Source organism: Flavobacterium flavigenum (assembly GCF_027111255.2).
Classification (GTDB): Bacteria; Bacteroidota; Bacteroidia; order Flavobacteriales; family Flavobacteriaceae; genus Flavobacterium; species Flavobacterium flavigenum.
On the sequence record NZ_CP114285.2, the window covers coordinates 1,167,286 to 1,187,557 of the forward strand.

The 20,272-nt window shown below is 34.1% G+C and carries 10 protein-coding genes and 1 CRISPR repeat array (1 of these 11 cut by a window edge); all 10 genes read right to left on the reverse strand.

The features are described from left to right. A CRISPR array of direct repeats spans positions 1 to 961; the repeat unit is 36 nt; unit sequence AATATCGTGTTTTCTAATCTTTAATCAAACCACAAC; it begins 2,241 nt to the left of the window's first position. A gap of 92 nt (positions 962 to 1,053) precedes the next feature. The 10 genes from OZP09_RS04270 to OZP09_RS04315 all read right to left on the reverse strand — a co-directional run bounded on the left by OZP09_RS04270 (position 1,054) and on the right by OZP09_RS04315 (position 20,264). Continuing rightward, positions 1,054 to 1,332: a type II toxin-antitoxin system RelE/ParE family toxin gene (locus tag OZP09_RS04270; RefSeq protein ID WP_269236693.1), complete on the reverse strand. Its 279-nt coding sequence runs from the start codon at positions 1,330 to 1,332 to the stop codon at positions 1,054 to 1,056. Next, positions 1,325 to 1,567, reverse strand: a complete 243-nt coding sequence (locus OZP09_RS04275) for a ribbon-helix-helix domain-containing protein (RefSeq protein WP_269236694.1) — start codon at positions 1,565 to 1,567, stop codon at positions 1,325 to 1,327. The genes OZP09_RS04270 and OZP09_RS04275 overlap by 8 nt, the downstream gene beginning before the upstream one ends. 40 nt (positions 1,568 to 1,607) lie before the next feature. Then, a complete protein-coding gene (gene cas9 / locus OZP09_RS04280; protein ID WP_281310351.1) occupies positions 1,608 to 5,486 on the reverse strand; it encodes a type II CRISPR RNA-guided endonuclease Cas9 in 3,879 nt (1,292 codons plus the stop codon). 684 nt (positions 5,487 to 6,170) lie between these two features. Beyond that, a complete protein-coding gene (locus OZP09_RS04285; protein ID WP_269236697.1) occupies positions 6,171 to 7,124 on the reverse strand; it encodes a M20/M25/M40 family metallo-hydrolase in 954 nt (317 codons plus the stop codon). Positions 7,125 to 7,246: 122 nt separating this feature from the next. Next, positions 7,247 to 8,308 (reverse strand): sialidase family protein, encoded by a 1,062-nt coding sequence (locus tag OZP09_RS04290; RefSeq protein WP_281310352.1) that lies wholly within the window; start codon positions 8,306 to 8,308, stop codon positions 7,247 to 7,249. A 7-nt stretch (positions 8,309 to 8,315) separates the two neighbouring features. After that, positions 8,316 to 10,001 carry a PNGase F N-terminal domain-containing protein gene (locus OZP09_RS04295; RefSeq protein WP_281310353.1) on the reverse strand — a complete coding sequence of 562 codons (1,686 nt, stop codon included), beginning with the start codon at positions 9,999 to 10,001 and terminating at the stop codon, positions 8,316 to 8,318. Positions 10,002 to 10,139: 138 nt separating this feature from the next. Further along, complete coding sequence (locus OZP09_RS04300) at positions 10,140 to 11,729, reverse strand: SusD/RagB family nutrient-binding outer membrane lipoprotein (protein WP_281310354.1); 1,590 nt, start codon at positions 11,727 to 11,729, stop codon at positions 10,140 to 10,142. A 30-nt stretch (positions 11,730 to 11,759) separates the two neighbouring features. Next, complete coding sequence (locus OZP09_RS04305; RefSeq protein WP_281310355.1) at positions 11,760 to 15,089, reverse strand: SusC/RagA family TonB-linked outer membrane protein; 3,330 nt, start codon at positions 15,087 to 15,089, stop codon at positions 11,760 to 11,762. 255 nt (positions 15,090 to 15,344) lie between these two features. Beyond that, positions 15,345 to 18,005: a glycoside hydrolase family 3 N-terminal domain-containing protein gene (locus OZP09_RS04310; protein ID WP_269236702.1), complete on the reverse strand. Its 2,661-nt coding sequence runs from the start codon at positions 18,003 to 18,005 to the stop codon at positions 15,345 to 15,347. A 12-nt stretch (positions 18,006 to 18,017) separates the two neighbouring features. Continuing rightward, positions 18,018 to 20,264, reverse strand: coding sequence for a GH92 family glycosyl hydrolase (locus OZP09_RS04315; protein ID WP_281310356.1), 2,247 nt, complete (start codon positions 20,262 to 20,264; stop codon positions 18,018 to 18,020). Between the last annotated feature and the right edge of the window lie 8 nt (positions 20,265 to 20,272).

A 20,272-nucleotide genomic window follows, 5' to 3' on the forward strand; every position in this document is an offset into this window, starting at 1 on the left:
CGAAATATCGTGTTTTCTAATCTTTAATCAAACCACAACTCAAAAGATCGTAGGTGATAGACCGACAACAATATCGTGTTTTCTAATCTTTAATCAAACCACAACTAAAGCATTGAAGACATTCCCACGCCTTTAAATATCGTGTTTTCTAATCTTTAATCAAACCACAACAGAAGCTAACATCGGCTTTTATTCAAAATAAATATCGTGTTTTCTAATCTTTAATCAAACCACAACTCTAAAAGCAGGATTGCTTTGCATCTTCCAAATATCGTGTTTTCTAATCTTTAATCAAACCACAACTTTCATTAAGAGAAACGATGTTGTTTTCTTAATATCGTGTTTTCTAATCTTTAATCAAACCACAACAGAAATTTCAAAAGAACGTGCATTGAAATTAATATCGTGTTTTCTAATCTTTAATCAAACCACAACCAGAAATGCAGGTCTTTTTTTATGCTAAAGAATATCGTGTTTTCTAATCTTTAATCAAACCACAACTCGTCTGCTCAGGTTAAGAACTTTGCAAAAAATATCGTGTTTTCTAATCTTTAATCAAACCACAACCAGCACCGCCACCGGTTCTTTCAAAATCTAATATCGTGTTTTCTAATCTTTAATCAAACCACAACCCCGGCTTCTTTATTTTCTAATTTACTCAAATATCGTGTTTTCTAATCTTTAATCAAACCACAACACAGGCTATCGACGGAATGCTGGCGCTACAAATATCGTGTTTTCTAATCTTTAATCAAACCACAACACAAAGTTAGAACAAATGGCGAGCAGTGTGAATATCGTGTTTTCTAATCTTTAATCAAACCACAACTATGACATCATTCCTTTAAATGCCATCAACAATATCGTGTTTTCTAATCTTTAATCAAACCACAACCCATTGATACCTTTGCCGCTGACAACAATCAATATCGTGTTTTCTAATCTTTAATCAAACCACAACTTAAAGCTACTGCATCCATTCTGGGCGGATGCCACATCTTTAAGTTGTGGTTTGAGAGGTTTAAGATTTTGAAAATTATGTCAATGAACTTTTTAATACTCTTGCCTTCCAACAATTGTTACAATTTCAACCATATCATCATTGATAATTCTGTAAAAAATAGTATCGACACCACAAACACAGTAACGATAACCTTTCATTAAATAATCCGAATTTGGAAACATAAAAGGATTAGATGCAATTTTGTCAAAACATTGAAAAAACATTTCATAATATTTATCCGCCTGAAGCATTCCAAATTTAGCAACACCGTAGTCATGTATCCGCTCTAAATCATCTTCAGCATCTTTTGTCAAAACATAACTATACATTATTGTACTTGCTTTTTATCTTTGCTAAAAGCTCTTCTTTAGTCAAAGTACTATGACCGCTTTTTTCTGCTTTTTCAATCTTATTGCGCACAAAATCATAGTATTCCTCTTGCGAACGTGCTTTTTTAATGAGATAATTAATCGCTTCACTTTTGCTCGTAAATTCGTGTTCTGCGACTTGATTTTTTAACCATTCATCATTTTGTTTGGCTAAAGTGATACTTTGTCTTGGCATAATTAAAAAAGTTAAGTGGTGTAAATATACATCATTTTTACTAAATCAAAAAATCAATTTTTCCGGAGGGATGCAGTATAAAATCTTTTCCTTCATAAATTGCTTTTATATTGCTTAAACTAATTCTTAGTTTTTGAGCAGATTTTTCAAAATCCAAAGATGATTCTTTTTTTAAATCTTTATCTGCTCCGCCTTGAGCATGATGGCGGAATTGAATTCTTCCGTCACTCTCAAATTGTGTTATTTTAAACAATCGTTTACTTAAATTTTCTTTAGAAATTGCTTTTAATTCTTCTGGATTATTTTCATAAAAAATAGCCATCTGGTTCACTTTTAAGATCTTTGATAATGGAATCAAAACCTCAGTCTTTTTGCCTTTATTTTTAAATATATTTTCTTCAACTGGCATTTCTAATTTAGCATTTCCTTGATTGTGTTTTGCCAAATCAAATGCCGAAATAGTATTAAAAGTTTGTTCTTTTTTACCTTTATCATTCACAGTTTCATAAATCGCCATCGCAAATATGTTTTCTAAAGTAGCATAATAACTTTCTTTATATTCTTTTCTTTTTCCTTGCGTAAAGTGGCTTTGTGCTTTTATTTTTGGCAGGTTTTTATTGGCTGTTTTAACACGGATTTTTTTAATTAGCATTTCTTTGACTTCCTTTCCTTTAGGATCTGCTTCCCCTGGCAATAAAATCCAACCTTCTGGAGTTCTAATGTTTTTAAGTCCGTGTTTTAAAATTCTATTTTTGATTCCTTCATCAACTATAGCATTAACTTCAGCTTCTGAAAACGCATTTGTTACAGGCTTTCGAATAACAAACCACATTTCTTTTTCACTGTTTTCATTTTCTCTTTCAATAGCGCCATAAAAAGTATCTTTATGTAATGAAGCTCTTATTCCCTGGCCTTTTTCATAAACAACATTTCCTAATTTGTCGTATTGAATTTTATTCCTCTTTCTTAACTTTTTTACTGTTTGTTTATCAATCGTATTTTTATGATTGTGAACCACAATTATATCATTTTTTAATTGATTAACATCTTCTGTAAAAGTACTCCAAGGCTTTTTGATTTTGAATTTATCACTATATCGATTCTCTTCTGATTCTTTGAATGCCTCAGCCAAACCATCACGAATATTTTTATCCATGCAAGAAAGAACTACAGCATCAATTGCGTGATGATAATGGTAATTACGATCTTTTGCTTCCAACCCCCAAGATTTTCGAACATCAGCAACCATTGAACCTTTCGCAGGAAAAACTCTTTGAAACAATGATTTTAAGAATAATTCAGAATATTTAGTAATTATTCCTGTATCAACTAACTGGCTGTTTTTGAAATTAGGCTTGATTTCAGTCGCCATAAATCGATATAATTTCTGTTTCCAGTAATCTAATTCTAATTTTAAATAATGTCGTTGTTGAATGGCTCTGTTTTTTTGCTCAACGGTACTGGCAACTTTTGAAAAATACTTTTGCTGTTCAATCTTTTCTTCTAAACTTTCAATAGTTTCTTTCCAATGAAGTGTATTATTGATGAAATTTTGCTTGTACTTATCATTGAGATTTTGTGGAATTTGATTTCCTTTTATTTGATTGAACTTTTTATCAGCCAATGTTTTATTGACTAATGAATTATCAAATGATTTACTTCTGGGAAAAGTGTGCTCTATATCAAATTGAGGATTGGAACCCAATAATTTTTCACAGCTAATCGTTTCATTGGTATACAAACACTTATTATTCTGTTCCTGACATAATCGGTATTTTATCACATCCGTTTCGGTAACAATTGAATTGGTATCTTTTGCAAATTCCTCTAATTTCTCTCTAAACTTCTTGTTTTCATTTTCTCTTTCACGTTGCCATCTTTCAATTGCTAATCTTTTGTTTTTATCATTTAATTCTCTTGCTAACTCAATAATAATTTCGGTATCGGGCGCAATTTTTTTCTCTTTTAATAGCGTATTGACTAATTTTCGCAAATAAAACAAAGTACGCATTGCCATTGGATTTTTAATCGAATTGGTAAATGGTAATCCTAAAAAACCGTCCTGACTTTGCGGATAAGCGTCCATTGCAGAAGGATGATACAATTTATCAGCCTGTTCTTTTGAAACTTTATATTCACTAATTAAAAAGTCTTTGATAATTTCATCAATTCTTGGTTTAGATAAATAATATCCGCCAATTCTTCTTTTCTGTAATTGTTGCTGAAAAGTAATTTCTATTTCATTTTGAAGTGCTTCTTTTTGATCTTCAGACATTTTATCCCAAAGATATTTTCCATAGAAAAGTTTGATTTTTTCTAAAACATTGTTTCTGTCTGTTTCATCAAGAATGTAATCGTAATTAGAATTATCATATTCCTTAATAAAATCACCAACCAAACCATTAACGATATCAATTTTTAATATTTCATCTTTGTAGCCTGAAATAATATCAATAATGGTATCTTGAATAAATTGCTTATTTTCATTCCATTTTTCCTTTCCAATTATGACATCAACATTTGCGAAGAAAACAGCATACGGATAAATTATTTTTTCTTCTAAATAAGGCAAAATCTTAAAAATTGCTTTTTTACTCAAAGAAGAATAGCCTTGTTTTAAATTTATACTTTCATAATAATTTACTTTTTCTTCAGAAATTGAAAAACGATCCCTGATAAAACTTTTTACTTTCTCAGAAGTAATATCGTTGACAAAATCTCCCGAAAAAAACAATGTATGCCAAAGTTCATCAACCAATTCAGCTACTGTTTTATTATCTTGTTTTTTGTATTTTGACTGAATTACTTTTTTACAATCATTCCAATCTTTGGCGTCAAAAACTTCTATCAGTTTACTTACCGTTGGACTTCCTACAACAGGGTATTTATCATTATAATTGAACTCAAAAAACAGACTTTCTTTTTTTGCCTGATTATTAATGCTTTTTGAGATATCAACGAATTTGAAGTTTTTAGCACTTACCCTGTAAAATTTATCTTCTGCAATTTTATAATAATCCGGATAATCGGATAGAAAAACAAAAGTATCGCTATTACGCTCTTTTACTTTAATAGAGTTTAGATACTGAAACATTCTAAACTCCTCAAACAATGGATGACTTATGGCACAGCGTGACTTTGTTTTTTCTAAAGTACATTTGCCAACAGAACCTTTTTGAGATTTTAAAGGTCTTTGAAAAAAGATGGTATCAAAAAATTGATCAGCTAATTTTTTTTCAACATTTTGGCTTTTCATCAAAAAATTAAACTCTTCAACATAACTAATTCTTGAAGAATTTACTTCCTGATCATCGGCACTAAATTTTGTCTTCCTTACTTTCTCATTTCTTCTTAATAAGTCAAAATAATATTCGCCTAAAGTTTTGAAACCATTCTTTTCTAACAGTTCTTTTTCCTCCAAATATCTTTCCAAATCTTTTCCAGCATCTGCATCTTTTCTTCCGCTTTTAAAACCTCTTCTTTGACACATATGATACAAAGCTCTACCTAATTCAAATTTTGAAACTATAGAATTAACAGCTTTGCTTCTTACTTCATAAGGATTTATTTTTATCCACTCAGAAAATTCAAAATTCTCAGTTGGATATTTCATCTCTTGTCCTTTTTTGTATACAGACCAAAGTAATAATTCATCTGTAGTCAGCGGACAAAAGCCATTATCAATCAGCAGATTCAGCAAATTTGTTTTTCTTTGCTTTCTTCTTCTGTATAATTTTCTTGAAGCCCTGTGTTTAGTTCTTTCTGTAGCCAAAGAAAACTCCACTCCTTTTTCTTCTCCAACACCTTGTGGAAAAACAATAACATTCGAATCTAAAATCTGATTTCCTTCTTTATTTGTATCTCGAATCGCCCACCCAATCGAATTCGTTCCTAAATCTAATCCTAAAATTTTTGCCATAATAATCTGTCTGTTTGAAGATTTTAAATTTACACAGGAAAATATTCTTGTCGTTACGGTTTTACATAATTATTTTCTATCAAAAAATCATACCATCAAAAAATAAAACAAAAAACCTTTGGTAAAGATAATTATTTTATATTACATTTGCATATATAACATATTAATATTTATGTATAGCATATAATATAAGTAAACCTAATTTATAGATTTATATATGCATAAAATATAAGATTGTGATTTGACAAAAGATTAGAAAAAGCAAAGCACCATAAAGGTGCTTTAAGTTGAGTAAGAGTTTTTAAATAGTCTCATTAGCTATTGTAAAAATGGTCAAAAACCAATCTTGCTTTTGTAATTTAAGACCGGCAAACATATCCCGAGTTGAAAAGTAGCAACAATGCCTCATTAACATTAAATTGCAAACTCAAAATTACAATTAAGATTGGAGGTGTCTTCAGCACCTCCTTTTTTATTTTGCAAATATAATATAATTACATATATTTACAACTGATTAAAATTTCTAATCTTTAATCTTATCACAATAAGGCTATATGCCGTAGATGAAAATCTTTAGTCCTGCTTCGGTGGGACTTTTCATTTATATAAATTTAGAGAATTGGTATGCACCGTATATCATTTTAGCAGTAAGTATTTCAAAACAAAACAACTACCAAAGATTTCCTAATCCTGCTTAATAAAATAAAGTTGCTCCGGATCATTTGCAATTGCTACTAAAGCATTATAAATATATTGAGTTACCAAAGCACCTCCTTCAGTATTTATTAAATCAATATCATCTTCGGGTGTATGATATTGTGGGTGGCCACCGGTGTGGAATCCCACAGCAGATATACCAGCTTTATAAAATGAGACGTGATCTGATCCTCCCACTTCACCAGCATGTACAACTGGATTAAGGTTACTGTTTACGCCTAATTTCTTCATCAATTCTACTCCATCTGGAAACGTTCCGGCGCCTCCCATGTAAATTTGCTTCTCTTCATTTAGCCTTCCCACCATATCCATATTCAACATTACTTTGACAGCTTCTTTTTGAACGGGCAAATGAGATACGAAATATTTAGAACCTAACAGCCCTTCCTCTTCACCACTAAAAGAGATAAAAATGATACTTCTTTTGGGTTTGACTTTAGCTTTTGATAATTCCTCAAGTATGCAGAGCAATGCCGAAACTCCGGAGGCATTATCATCTGCTCCGTTATGAATGGCGAAGGCTTCTTTCTTTTTACTGCCTGAGTTTTGTCCGCCCCATCCCCAATGATCATAATGAGCGCCTACTACTATATATTCATTCTTACGTTTTTCATCAGAACCTTCCAGATATCCTACAACATTTTGGGTCCAAACACTATCTGATTTCATCTTGTTTATTCCTTCCTTCACAAAAAGTTTAAAAGGCTGATAATAGTTGTTATCAAATTTTTTTAAACCGTATTTCTTAAAATACTTTTTGATATAAGCAGCTGCTTCATTATTGCCTTTGGTTCCCGGAAAACGCCCTTCTAACTTATCCGAAGAAAGGTATTTGTCGTGTTTGTAAAAGGTTTGCGAATTTTGTGCATTCCCGAATGTGAAGCAAAAAACGGTGATCGTTACAAGAAGTTTTAATTTCATAATTGATTATTTATGGAATTGAACGCAGATGATGCTGGTTCACTTAGTGAAGACGTGGATAAAAACGGATATTTATAAAATAAAACCAACAAAAAGATCCGTAAAAATAAGCCTATTATTATTTATTTATTTTTTAAATCAAAAGTTGTATGTTTAATAAATTTACGATTATACGTATATAAAACATGTATCTTTTTATCTGAGGTCTGGATAATGGCGGGATAACTGAATTCGCCTTCTTTTTGATTTTCTAAATCAAATAATTTCCTCCAGGACACCCCATCTTTAGAATATTCTACATCCAGGACATTTCTTCCGTTAAACCAGTCTTTACCCATCTTTAATGGATTATTAACCAATAAAAATGATGTATTGGATAAAGTTAGTGCATCTATTCCCGAATTCGAATTCACAACGTTTATACTGTCTGTTTTCTGCCAGGTTTTGCCATTATCTTCTGACCAGCTTGAAATTAATTTATTGTGCCTGCTTCGTGATAAAATCTGAATCTTTTTAGATGAATGAACTAAAAAAGTGGGCTGTATGATATCGAAATTTTTACTGTCATTAATATCCGTTATTGTCCAGCTGTCTGTTGCTTCGGTGTACGTTTCTATAAATACGCGCCATTTATTATCATCGATACTTTCGGTACTGCTTCCGCATAAAATAACTCCGGGTGAAGTTTCAATTGGTTTATTTCGAATTGGCCCCAATATTCCTTTTGGAAGATATTTTGCCTCGCTCCACGTGTTTCCGTTATCTTTAGAAACTATCATAGCACCAAACCATTCCCTCGGATTTTTGCCCACTTTATAAAACAAATATAAATTTTGAGCCTTACTTTTAAATAAAACCGGATTCCAGCAAGGCAGTATATCTCCATTTTTAATTAACGGCTCAATAATTTTTTTAGGGGCTGACCATTTTTTTTCTTTATAAGAAGCCATATAAATACTGACATCTTTCGCACCTTCATATTTTCCGCCAAACCAGGCAGCAAGAAGGAAATTAGGTTCTATTTCTACCAATGTTGAGGCATGGCTCGCTGTTGTAACAGGATTTTCGGTAATGTAATTTTGAGTAATAGTAACGGCTTTTGGATTAGTTTGTAATGACCTACAGGAAAAAGCTGTCAGAATGAATAACAGCACTACACAATTAAATTTTAAAGGCATTTTCATTTCGCAATTAATTTTTCAATTCACCCACCAAAACACCAGAAATATTCCAATGGTTTGTGCTGGGACCTTCATTTGGACCTTGTTCTATAACTACTTCTATTACATGATTGCCTTTAGGAAGCCCCATCGGAATAATATAAGGAGGTGTTAATGTTCCCGGACACCAATTTGAACGGCTTAAATCACTGGAAGATAAACCATCAGGGAAATTTCCTGAAGCAGGATTAGACAATCGGTATGTTGCACAATCAGTTCGCCAGGGGATAACTTTAAAAACTTCCTGACCATCAACCAATATTTTGTTCATTCTTGGTACAAACTCATCTCCATTTTCCCAGCCACCATGACCTGTTGTGGTATACAAAAGTTGTAAGTTTTCTACCTCATCCTTAATTTCAAAATTTACTTTTAAAGTATCATTAGCAAAAAGACCTCCATAATTTTGACCCGACATTTCCATAGTGTTAACTGTCGAAAATAAAGGCTCTATATACTTTTTCTTAGCCGGTTTGCTTACTTTATTGTTCATCGATGGATAAATATCTAACTCAAGACTTATTGTATGGCCTCCGGCATCATAATTGCCTATAAAAACACCCATCCAGATTTCATCTTCATCAATAGGAATAAGAGATGTGACTTCTTCTTTATAAACAACTTCTTTTGCCCAGTTGTAATTATTTATTTTTCGTTTTTCATTAAAGTAATTAACTCCAAATGGCGTAAAAAATCTCATTATTTCAATTGCCGGCAAATAGCCATCTTCTTTTTTAATACCCTGATATTTGTTTTTTTGATTGTCTGTATAAACTGGTAATTTGTCTAAGCCATTTAAATAAGCATCTAATAATGTAGTTGTGTTTTCATTATTTTTTGGAATAATGAATACTGAACCAGTCCTGTCATACGCATCCCCATTAGACTTACAGGTTAATTTTGCAAAAATCGAACTGCTGTTTCTAAGTTCCGGAGTAATTTTTATCTTTTTCAAAACCACACTTCCTTTAGAAAAATGAAAAACCTTGTCTGCAATAAGGTCTTTTTCATTTGGAATTACTGACTTAGGGTCATAATTTATGTTTTCATTCTCAAAAACATGTAATTTAGTATACCTGGAGTTAATGATAATTTCTTCAAATTCTGACTTATCTACCACTATTGTCTTATCATCATAATTAACAAGCGGCTGATAATTTTTAACTTTAGTGATAGCATTGGCTGTCAGGGTCTGATTGCCATTGTAAACCATTTGGAGTACAAGTGCATTTTTATCAGGCAAATAATTACTGTTAGGAGTTCCCTTTGCAGCAGCTTTTTCAGTAAACCAGACATCAATTCTATTTGAAAAATAAGAAAAAGAAACATGCTTACAATCATATCCCAGTATCACACGGGTATCATTTTCTTTTTTAGGAACAGGCAGACTGTCAAATGGAGTTATTTTTTTGAAAACAGTATTTCCATTCTTAATGGTGCTAACGTTATAATTGTTTTTTAAATCAATGTATTGCTGTATTTTATCAGTAAGTTTTGATAAAAAAACGATTTGATTGTTTACATAGATTTCGGTATTCCCGTCTGTTTTTTTTCCGTTTTCAAATTTATCATACGTAATTTTATATACCTCTGATTTTGTTTGTGAAAAGAGTACTAAAGAAAAAAACAACGATATGGTACTAAAAAATTTTATCATGTATGTAGAAATAATTTATATCTAATTTTTGTCAAAGTTTAAACTGGATAAAACCTTAAAAACAGAGGCAAGAACAACATTCTCACCTCTGTTTACTAATTGTTACAAGTGCTTTAATCGCACATTATTATTGAAATTTTACTTTACATCCCAGAATATTTTGGTACTTAGATTATCATTTGCTTTAACAGCATTATAATTATCCGGATTATAAACACTCTCCGAAGTTGGATATGTCCAGCGTGTTGGAGGTGTTTTTCTGATACTGCTTGTTTCATCTTCACGGAATGGTAATGCCGGAAGTTTTAATCTTCTTTGTTCAGCCCAGGATTCATCAGCCTGCATGATGTTGTAATGAATGTACTTTTGAAAAGCAATTAATTCCAATTGAGCTGCTGGTGTTGTAGCTCCGGCAAAATTTATAGCCGTAATATAGTCCTCAATTTCAGCCGATGTTGGCTCTACAGTTGGTTTCCAGTTCAGGACATCTGCTTTATCTCCTAATCTTACATAATACTCTACAGATTGTCTGATGGCTTTTTTGAAATGCGTTTCAGCTGTTGCAGCGTTTCCATTTCTTGAATAGTATTCTGCAAGAATCAGGTTTATTTCAGGGGCATTTATTAACGTGCCCGGCAACCATTTATTTCTGCTTAGAACGGAACGATTGTATACAGCAATCTTACCATCAGTTATTAGTTGTGTCTGAGCACCCGATGCCAATGTAGGATCCAGTCCTTCATAAGTTGGAGCAACTATCGTCACATTGTTTACTACACGTGATCCTTTTTCAAACAACCAGGGTTTACGAGGATCATTATTTGCATTCATGTGATCAATCATTGGTTTTGGAGCAAGATTATTTAAATCATCTTCTAAAGCATTAATAAAACCTGAAGTATCTAAATCACTATCCTGAGTATAAACCCTGAAAGCAATATTTTCAATATTTTCATCTACAATTTGTCCGCTTGCAATGATTTCAGCCATTTCAGTATTTGCTCGTGTTGCAAAAGCCGGAACTGCCGAAACTCTGTTCAACATTCTTAGACGTAAAGAATTACAGTAGTTTTTCCAGCTTACCAAATCTCCTTTATTGATCAGATCCTGATTTTTGAAATCTAGTTCCACATCAGAAGACAAAGTGATTGAATTCAATTCAGCAGAAAAGGCTTTCAATTGATCCAGCATCATAGTATATAATTCTGTTTGATTATCATACTTAGCTAATGCAGCTGCATAATTAGTTCCAACAACACTAATAAAACCGGATTTAGAGAAAGGAATATCTCCAAAATTATCAATCATTTTTTGAGTATGATCGTATAAATAAATCGTTGAAGTAATGGTATAAATTCTGTTTTCAGCCTGTTTAGCAGCTGGCAAAGCAGCCATTACTTTTTCCAGTTCTCTATATTGCACAATGAATTTATAAAAACGATCCCATCTATTAGTTGGTGCAGCACCTGAAACATAACGTCCTGATGAGTTTACAAACCCATGCGCCTGCGTGTAGCTAAGAGAAGTAGATTTTAGAACCGTATAATAATTCCAATAAGAAGGAATTACATCCTCATAATTAATTTTCATAAATCCGGCAAACTGTTTGGATACATTAGTTGTTTCAACCGTAGACGGATTTGGATACGCATCTGCAAAATCATCTTTTGAACAAGAGCTAAAAAAGACAGCTGCAGTTGTTAGCGATATATATAATAATTTTTTCATGTTATATTTTTTAAATTATGAAATATCAAATTAAAAAGAAGCTCTCAACATAACACCAATGCTTCTCGTTGCCGGATTTGTTCCTGCATTGTTTATATTTTGAGACCATTTAGAACCTGCTGTAGTGGCTTCAGGGTCCATATCCTTAATTGATCTGTAGATGAAGAACAAATTACGGCCATAAGCAGAAAAATTAACTTTAGAAGCACCCATTTTACTGGCCCATGCAGTTGGCAGACTATAAGACAAGGATATCTCTCTCATTTTTATATAGTTGTTTTCCTTGATATACAATTCATAACGTGAGCTGCTGTATTGAGGGCCTCCCCAGTTATAAGTCATATTATAATAACCAGCCTGAGAAATTACATTCGTATTTGGTGCACCATCTGCTGTCACACCAGTCATCAGCATACCATCACGATATAATGTTTGACCAGTTGGTCCGGAAGTAGCACTGTTAGGAACCTGAACCCCTTTGCCATTTGCATCAACATAATAAGTCAGACCACCACGCTCATTCGTACTGTAGTTCAAACTTTCTTCAGTTAATCCCCTTGAAGTCATCCAATTAACACCTGTAGGCATCAAAGAACCTCCATAAGAATAATCAATATTAAGATCTAAAGTGAAATTTTTATAAGTAAATGAGTTCAACAAACCTCCCACACCCTGAGGCATTGCAGTACCATATTTTTCCCATTTATCCCCATCAATCATATAAAATCCATCAGAGTCAACCATTTTATTACCATTAGCATCTGTCTTTACGGGATGTGCATAAATACCTCCCATTGGATCACCTACTACTGATTTTAATTGAGCTGCTGAACCATCATAGTCTGCATGCAATAATTCAGATGCACCGTTAGCCAGTTTCACGACCTTGTTTACATTTTTCGCCCAGTTTAAAGTAACATCCCAGGAAAAAGATGTCGTTTTTATTGGAGTACCGGTCAAAGCGATTTCAACTCCCTGATTACTCAATTCTCCAACATTCGCTAAAACTGATGATGCCCCTGTTGTTTGTGCCAATGTCAAATCTAGAATTTGATCCTTAACTTGTGCATTATAGTAAGAAACATCCAGTCCCAATCTTCTGTCAAAGAATTTGGTTTCAAAACCAAACTCATATTCATTTTTCATCTCAGGTTTTATCAGTTCGTTACCATATTTATCCATAGAATTTGTAATCAATACCGGAATTTTTGTACCCTGATTACCTAATGTAGTCTGATTGTAAGCTACATTTGCCTTATACAACTCTGGGTAGTTACCCACAATACCCCATGAAGCACGTAGTTTTGCATAACTGATTACTTCTGGTAATTTAACCGCTTCAGACAATACAAAAGATGAATTTACAGAAGGATATGTAAATGCATTATTATTAGGATTCATCGTAGAAGTACGATCTCTTCTTAATGTTCCTTCAAGGAACAAATAGTTTTTGTAACTACCATTTATAGTTCCAAATACAGCGTCTTTTACAACTTTATATTTTGTATCCGTACTCTTTGCTATGTTTACTGAAGCATTCATATCATACCAGCCTTCCACGCTCAAACCACCATCTGTAAATCTTGCTAAAGTAGAACCTGTTTCCCTTGTAGCTGTATAACCTGCCGAAGCACCGATTTCAAAAGCTTCATTAATTTTTTTGTTGTATGTCAGCATCACATCTCCATAAAGAATATTATAGTCTTTGGCATCCATTTGATAAGAACCAGTACCAAATCCATAAACCAAAGGCTTTTCAACCGGATTTTTAGTTTCTACATTTACTGAAGTTAAATCTGTAGAAACACGACCACGTAATTTCAAATCCTGATTAATCGTATAGGTTTCAGTAACACTGGCAATCAAACGATTTGTGATTTCGTCTTGTTGATTTGCATCTGTATTCCAAAAATAATCAGCAACATCTGCCTTGAAGCCATTACGGATAATATTTTCATCCGGAGTTAAACTTTGATTTGAACCCGTTACATATTTGTATCCTAAACTGGTTCTGTATTTAGCTTTGTACCAATCACCATTATCAAAAGGACTTATCATACCCGTAAAGTTATTGATCAATCGATCCATACCAATAGCACGGTTATGAACATTTTGATTCATATAACTCACAATTACATCAGTTTTCAAATTTTCACCAGTTTTGAATGATGCATTCAGGTTAAGCGTATTCTTTTTATTCATGTTTCCCATACTGAGACCTTTCGATTCATTGTGGGTGTAAGAAAAACGAATACTGCTATTGTCAGTATTGTTAGACAGCGCGATGTTTGTTACGCTATCCCATGAATCCTGGAACATATTTTTGTACCCGTCTTTTTGAGCAGAATAAGGACGAACAACTCCATCCCATGACATAATTGGCTGACCATCGAACCAAGGTCCAAAGTTGTTACTACTAGCTGAAACACCTCTGGTATCAGCAATTCCATCACCATTTGTATCATAATGAGCGAAACCATCTGGTGCCAAATATCCGGAAGAATAATTTGCATTTGTCCAGCCCGGACCTCTTTCATATTGAAATCTTGGCAAGTATGCAATTTGGTTTTGTGCGTAACTGGTACTGAAATCTACACCAAACCCTTTTTTACCTTTACCGGATTTCGATGTAATCAAGACCACCCCGTTTACAGCTTCAGAACCATACAATGCAGCTGCCGAAGCGCCTTTTAGAATAGAGATACTCTCAATATCTTCAGGATTTATATCTGCTAAACCATTGCTTCTAATTCGCTGGTCTGCCCAATAATCATTATTTTTAGCCTCTCCATCGCGAATTGGAACACCATCCAAAACAATAAGCGGTTGGTTCTTCCCTGTGATAGAGTTGATACCACGAATCTGAATATTGATATTTCCGGCTCCTCCCGGAGTAGAAGTGATACGAACACCTGGTGCTTTCCCATACAGGGCATTAGCTACAGTAGCCGAACCTGTCTTAACAAGTGCATCAGACTTAATTACACTCGTAGCATAACCTAAAGCTTTTTTCTCTTTAGACTGACCAAGTGCAGTTACAACAACTTCTCCTAATTGTTCACTGCCTGCGCCTAAAACTACATTAACAGTAGTCAGGCCTGCTACAGAAACTTCTTTTGTAGCAGAACCTACATAAGAAAATATCAAAGTCGCTGATTGATTAGGAACAGAGATAGTATATTTCCCATCAAAATCTGTCGATGTATTTGTTTTAGTTCCTTTAACATTCACATTCGCTCCTGGTATTGGCATCCCTTGCGAATCAGTGACTGTTCCTGTTACTGTAGCTGTTTGAGCCTGAAGATTTTGAACCCCGAACAGGAAAAACAAAAACAGTAATTTTAATACTTTTTGATTCATAGTTTAATTGTCTTTTGAGTTAATAACATGTTAAATTTATGAATCTGATTTGTTAACTAAATCATTATTTCGACAAATGACATCTTTGAAAAGGTGTTGGGCATTTTTTTGCCAAAAAATTCTATTTCACTAATAAAATCCTTACGTTTTACTATTCAGTATTTAATTAATCTTTGTGATTTACCATATTCACAAAATTATTCTAAACAAAACAACCAAAACATTAAATATTTTATTTTGATTTGCATTAAAGCATTACTCTATAACAGTAAAATTCAGCTTCTGTAATTCTGTAGAATTTCCTCCAACCATCACTTCAAAATCTCCAGGCTCTGTAACTCGTTTCATTTCTCTGTTCCAAACAGATAATTCATCTGGTGTAAGGGTAAACTCAACAGTTTTAGTTTCTCCTTTTTTGATGTTAAGCCTTTTGAAACCTTTTAACGTTTTTTGAGGTGTTGTTACAGAGCTATATACATCGTTTATATACAATTGTACCACTTCATCTCCGTCTCTGTCTCCTGTGTTTTTCACATCAACGCGCACTTTCAATTCGCCGTCTTTTTTGATTTCAGTCGAGCTGAGAGTCAAATTCGCATATTCAAACTTCGTATAACTTAATCCGAAACCGAAATTGAATAACGGATTTTCACTCTCTGCCACATATCTGTGTATCGCAGATGGCTTTTGGTTATAATATATAGGTAACTGTCCAACTGATTTCGGAACTGTAATTGGAAGTCTTCCTCCCGGATTGTAATCTCCAAATAAAACATCAGCTACAGCTCTTCCTCCAAATTCTCCCGGAAACCAGCCTTCTAAGACAGCAGGAATATTATCAGCAATCCAGTTGGTAGAAAGTGGGCGACCGTTTAACAAAACACAAACTACCGGAGTTCCTGTTTTTTGAATTGCTTCTATTAATTCCTGTTGCATTCCGTGTAAATTCAAATCAGCAACATCTCGGTTTTCTTCTACCAATTCGTTTGATTCTCCTAAAACTACAATCGCAACATCGGCTTTTTTAGCAGCGTCGATTGCCGGCTGCATGTTTACTTTTTCTAAGTTCCAACGCAAGTGCGCTCTGGCTCCCCAGCCTCCTTCCCACATTTCTATGCGGACTTTATATTTTTTACCTGCTTCAATATTTTTTGGAGTAGTTACGATACTTGTAGCTCCTTTTGTCCAGTTGTCGATAACCAATTGATCGTCAACCCACATTCTGATTCCATCATCAGAACTTAAACCTAACCAGCCATCAAATGATTTGTCTGATTGAATGTAACCTGTCCAGCGAATAGAGAAATCATCTACATTAACACCATCACCAGGCGCCCAGGGCCAGTCAAACTCCAATTGGCTGTCAATACGAGTAAGAGCTGGAGTTCCTTCTAAATTTCTGTTATTAAAATATTCTCCTTTTAATCCGTTTTGAGATCCGTCTGAAGTAAATAAATATTTAGATGGAATTGCCTGTCCTTTTACGATCAGCGGCACACCTTCTTCATAAACCACATTCGCTGTTTTTCCAACTAACTGTTGAACACCTTCAAAAACGGTCATTCCAACACTATTTTTAGGAGCATAACCTCCCATTCTTGAAGCATTTGCATTTGGTCCGATAACTGCAATATTTTTAAGGTCTTTTTTTAGTGGAAGAATATTGTTTTCATTCTTCAATAAAATCATCGATTTTTGAGCCGCTTCTAAAGCAACTGCCTGATTTTCTTTGGTATGAAAACGCTCTTTAATCAGGTTTTTATCTGTAAACGGATTTTCAAATAACCCCAATAAGAATTTCAAACGTAAAACTGCGCCCGCTGCACGGTCGATGTTTTCCATTGTCAATTTCTTTTCATTCACCAATTCAATTACTGTATTTTGCCAAAATTCATTAGAAAAATCGTAAAACTGCATATCAACACCTGCAGAAACTGCTTCTCTGATACTTTCTTTCGGAGAATCGGCAACTTTATGCGTCGTTTGAATGTATTTAATTGCTCCTAAATCGGATACTACTAGCCCTTTAAAACCCCATTCTTTTCTCAAAACATCCGTCAACAACCAATGATTCGCTGCACAAGGAATTCCGTCTAACTCAGAATACGCGCACATAGTTCCCAATGCACCGCCTTTTGTAAACGCTTTTCTAAAAGAAGGCAGATGATCTTCACGAGCTGAACGTTCTCCCACTAAAATCGGAGAAGAATTTCCTCCCGCCTGTGGAATCCCATGAACAGCAAAGTGTTTAGGTTCTGCAATAATCGAACGATCCGATTTTAAATCGTCTCCTTGTAATCCTTTAATGAATGCCAAACCAATTTCACTGTTTAGATAAGCATCTTCACCAAAAGTTTCAGCAACACGTCCCCATCTTGGCTCGCGTCCTAAATCTAAATTTGGACCAAAACCAAAATGAACACCATGAGCACGAGCTTCCATACCAATAACTTTACCCACTTTGTCTAAAACAGAAGTATCCCAGGTTGCTCCAAGTCCAATATTCATTGGGAAAGCGGTACTTCCTTCGTCTAAATATCCGTGAAGCATTTCACACATAATCAGCGCCGGAATTCCCCAGCGGTTTCCTTTGATTACGTTGGTTTGAAGATCGTTGATCATTTTCGCTGAACGCGGATACAAATCATGAATTGCTCCGATTCCTAATTTCCCGATTTTTTCAGCCGATTTACCTTTTGCAAAATCTTCCTTTTCTTTAAAAAAATCTCCTCTGTACATATCCATCTGACGCACTTTTTCTTCAAGTGTCATACGGCTTAACAAGTCTTGTACTCGCTCTTCTACCGGCAGTTTGGCATCCTGATACGGATACTTTTTTTGCGCATGGCTCTGGTTAAAAAAACCAACAGCCATTACAAAAATAATGGCCGTTTTCTTCATTCTTAATTGTAACATAGTGGTGTGTGTTTAGTTTTGAATCACTTTTAGCATTGTTCCATTCACAAAATCATCGTGCGAAATAAAAAAGCTGTTAAGTGTTTTTCCGTTTAGCTCAATCGAATTGATTTTTCCGTCATTATTGATTTGTCTTTCAATTACAATGCTTTCTTTTTTATAATATCTTGGATCTAATTTAATTGTCACTCTATGAAACATTGGCGCTGTAATCGTATAAATTGGATCTCCCGGAGAAATCGGGTAAATTCCCATCATCGCATATACCAACCAGGCCGACATTGTTCCTGTATCATCATTTCCGGGTAACCCTTTTGGTTCATTTTTGAAATATTGTGCAACCAGTTTTTTTACCATTTCCTGACTTTTCCATTCTTCTCCTTTTATATAATTGAATAAATACGGATACGCAATATCCGGCTCGTTTGCCATATCAAATTGTTTGCTGTCAAAAACCTTTTGCAGCTGATCTGAAAAAGGTTTATCACCACCCATAAGTTTGATTAATCCTCTAATATCATGCGGTACCATAAAAGCATATTGCCATGCATTTCCTTCAATGAAACCAACATTTTCCTGAAAATTAGCGCCTGATTCAGGATCAAAAGGTTCATACCATTTTCCGTTAGCTGTTCTTGGCCGGAGTAATTTTAAATCCTTGTCATATAATTTTCGGTAGGATAATGAACGTTTTGTAAAACGCTTATAATCTTCTTTTTCGCCTAAAGCTTTCGCTAAAAGTGAAATCGCATAATCTGAAGTATTGTATTCCAGTGTAGTAGAAACGGGACCGCGATAATTTGTTGATACATATCCTTTTTCGACATATTCTTTAAGTCCCGGACGCAGTGGATTATTTTCCATTTGATCAGCACCTTTTAACATGGCATAGTAGGCTTTGCGAAAATCAAAATCCTGAATTCCTTTTAAGCTGGCATCAACTATCACGATACTTGCGGGATCTCCTACCATGGTAAAAGTTTCAGTTGAATTTAATTCCCATTTTGGCAGCCAGCCATTTTCATCATACATTTCCAACATGCTTTTTATCATATCCGATTGCTGCTTAGGATACACTAAAGAAGTCAACGGATGCATGTTGCGATAGGTATCCCATAATGAAAAAGTGGTATAACGAGTGCCTTCGGTTTTAGCAATCTTGCTTCTTTTTATTACCGGATATTCTCCATTGACATCGTTTAAAGTATTTGGGTGAATTAAAGTATGGTACAATGCCGTGTAAAAAATAGTATTGTCGTCATTTGATCCTCCTTCGACTAAAATCTTCGAAAGTTCTTCATTCCATTCGTTGTAAGTATCTTTATAAACAGCTTCAAACAATTTGTTTCCGGTTTCTTTTTTTAAATTTTCTCTTGCATTTGCAATACTTACGTATGATATTCCAATTTTCACCTCAACTGTTTCCTGTTTATCAAACTTATAGGTAAAATAAGTTCCAATGCTGTCGCCAACAACCGTTTTAATGGTATTATCCATCATTCTGGTTTCTCCGTTGTAGGTCATCCATTGTGCTTCTGTGCCTTGATATTTTGATGGCTTTTTCCAAACACCAAACTTATCTGCGGGTTTAGAAAATTTCGCCACAAAATAAACCGGGTACGCATCATCCGGACTGTTATAACAAAATGATCCAACACTTCGCATTCCTTCAATTTCTGTCGAAGACACCACTTTTACCATCGCGCCTTCTTCATTTGTTAAACCAAGACCAAGATTTAGTAAAACATTCGATTGCCCTTTCGGAAAAGTAAATTTGCTTACACCCACTCTTTTTGATGCCGTAAATTCTGCTTTTACATTGTATTTGTCAATGTCTACACTGTAATATGCTGCTTTTGCCACTTCATTTTTATACGTTGAACCGTATTTTAAATGATTGGTTTCTACAGCTCCCGTTGTTGGCATTAATATTAAAACACCTAATTCAGGACAGCCGACACCGCTTATATTAACCTGACTAAATCCGGTTAAAAAAGTGTTTTCGTTTACATACGGATTCGAAAGCCACTGACTGTCTTTCTCTAATTTATTTTGCTTTCCGGCAACATTAAACGGACTTATACTCGCCATTCCTCTTGGTGCAATTGGTCCTGGAAAAGTGGCTCCGTAGTTGGAAGTTCCAATAAACGGATTGACAAAATCTGCGGGTTCTTTCTGTGCAAAAATAAGGATGCTAAAAAACAGCATATACAAAATACATGCTGTTTTGGATATTATTTTTTTTGATATTGAAAACATACTTTTAT

Bases quoted from the DNA above. Each gene is read 5' to 3' on its own strand.
- OZP09_RS04270 (WP_269236693.1), bottom strand. From the start codon at position 1,332: ATGTATAGTTATGTTTTGACAAAAGATGCTGAAGATGATTTAGAGCGG.
- OZP09_RS04305 (WP_281310355.1), bottom strand. From the start codon at position 15,089: ATGAATCAAAAAGTATTAAAATTACTGTTTTTGTTTTTCCTGTTCGGG.
- OZP09_RS04285 (WP_269236697.1), bottom strand. From the start codon at position 7,124: ATGAAATTAAAACTTCTTGTAACGATCACCGTTTTTTGCTTCACATTC.
- OZP09_RS04300 (WP_281310354.1), bottom strand. From the start codon at position 11,729: ATGAAAAAATTATTATATATATCGCTAACAACTGCAGCTGTCTTTTTT.
- OZP09_RS04315 (WP_281310356.1), bottom strand. From the start codon at position 20,264: ATGTTTTCAATATCAAAAAAAATAATATCCAAAACAGCATGTATTTTG.
- OZP09_RS04295 (WP_281310353.1), bottom strand. From the start codon at position 10,001: ATGATAAAATTTTTTAGTACCATATCGTTGTTTTTTTCTTTAGTACTC.
- OZP09_RS04310 (WP_269236702.1), bottom strand. From the start codon at position 18,005: ATGTTACAATTAAGAATGAAGAAAACGGCCATTATTTTTGTAATGGCT.
- cas9 (WP_281310351.1), bottom strand. From the start codon at position 5,486: ATGGCAAAAATTTTAGGATTAGATTTAGGAACGAATTCGATTGGGTGG.
- OZP09_RS04275 (WP_269236694.1), bottom strand. From the start codon at position 1,567: ATGCCAAGACAAAGTATCACTTTAGCCAAACAAAATGATGAATGGTTA.
- OZP09_RS04290 (WP_281310352.1), bottom strand. From the start codon at position 8,308: ATGAAAATGCCTTTAAAATTTAATTGTGTAGTGCTGTTATTCATTCTG.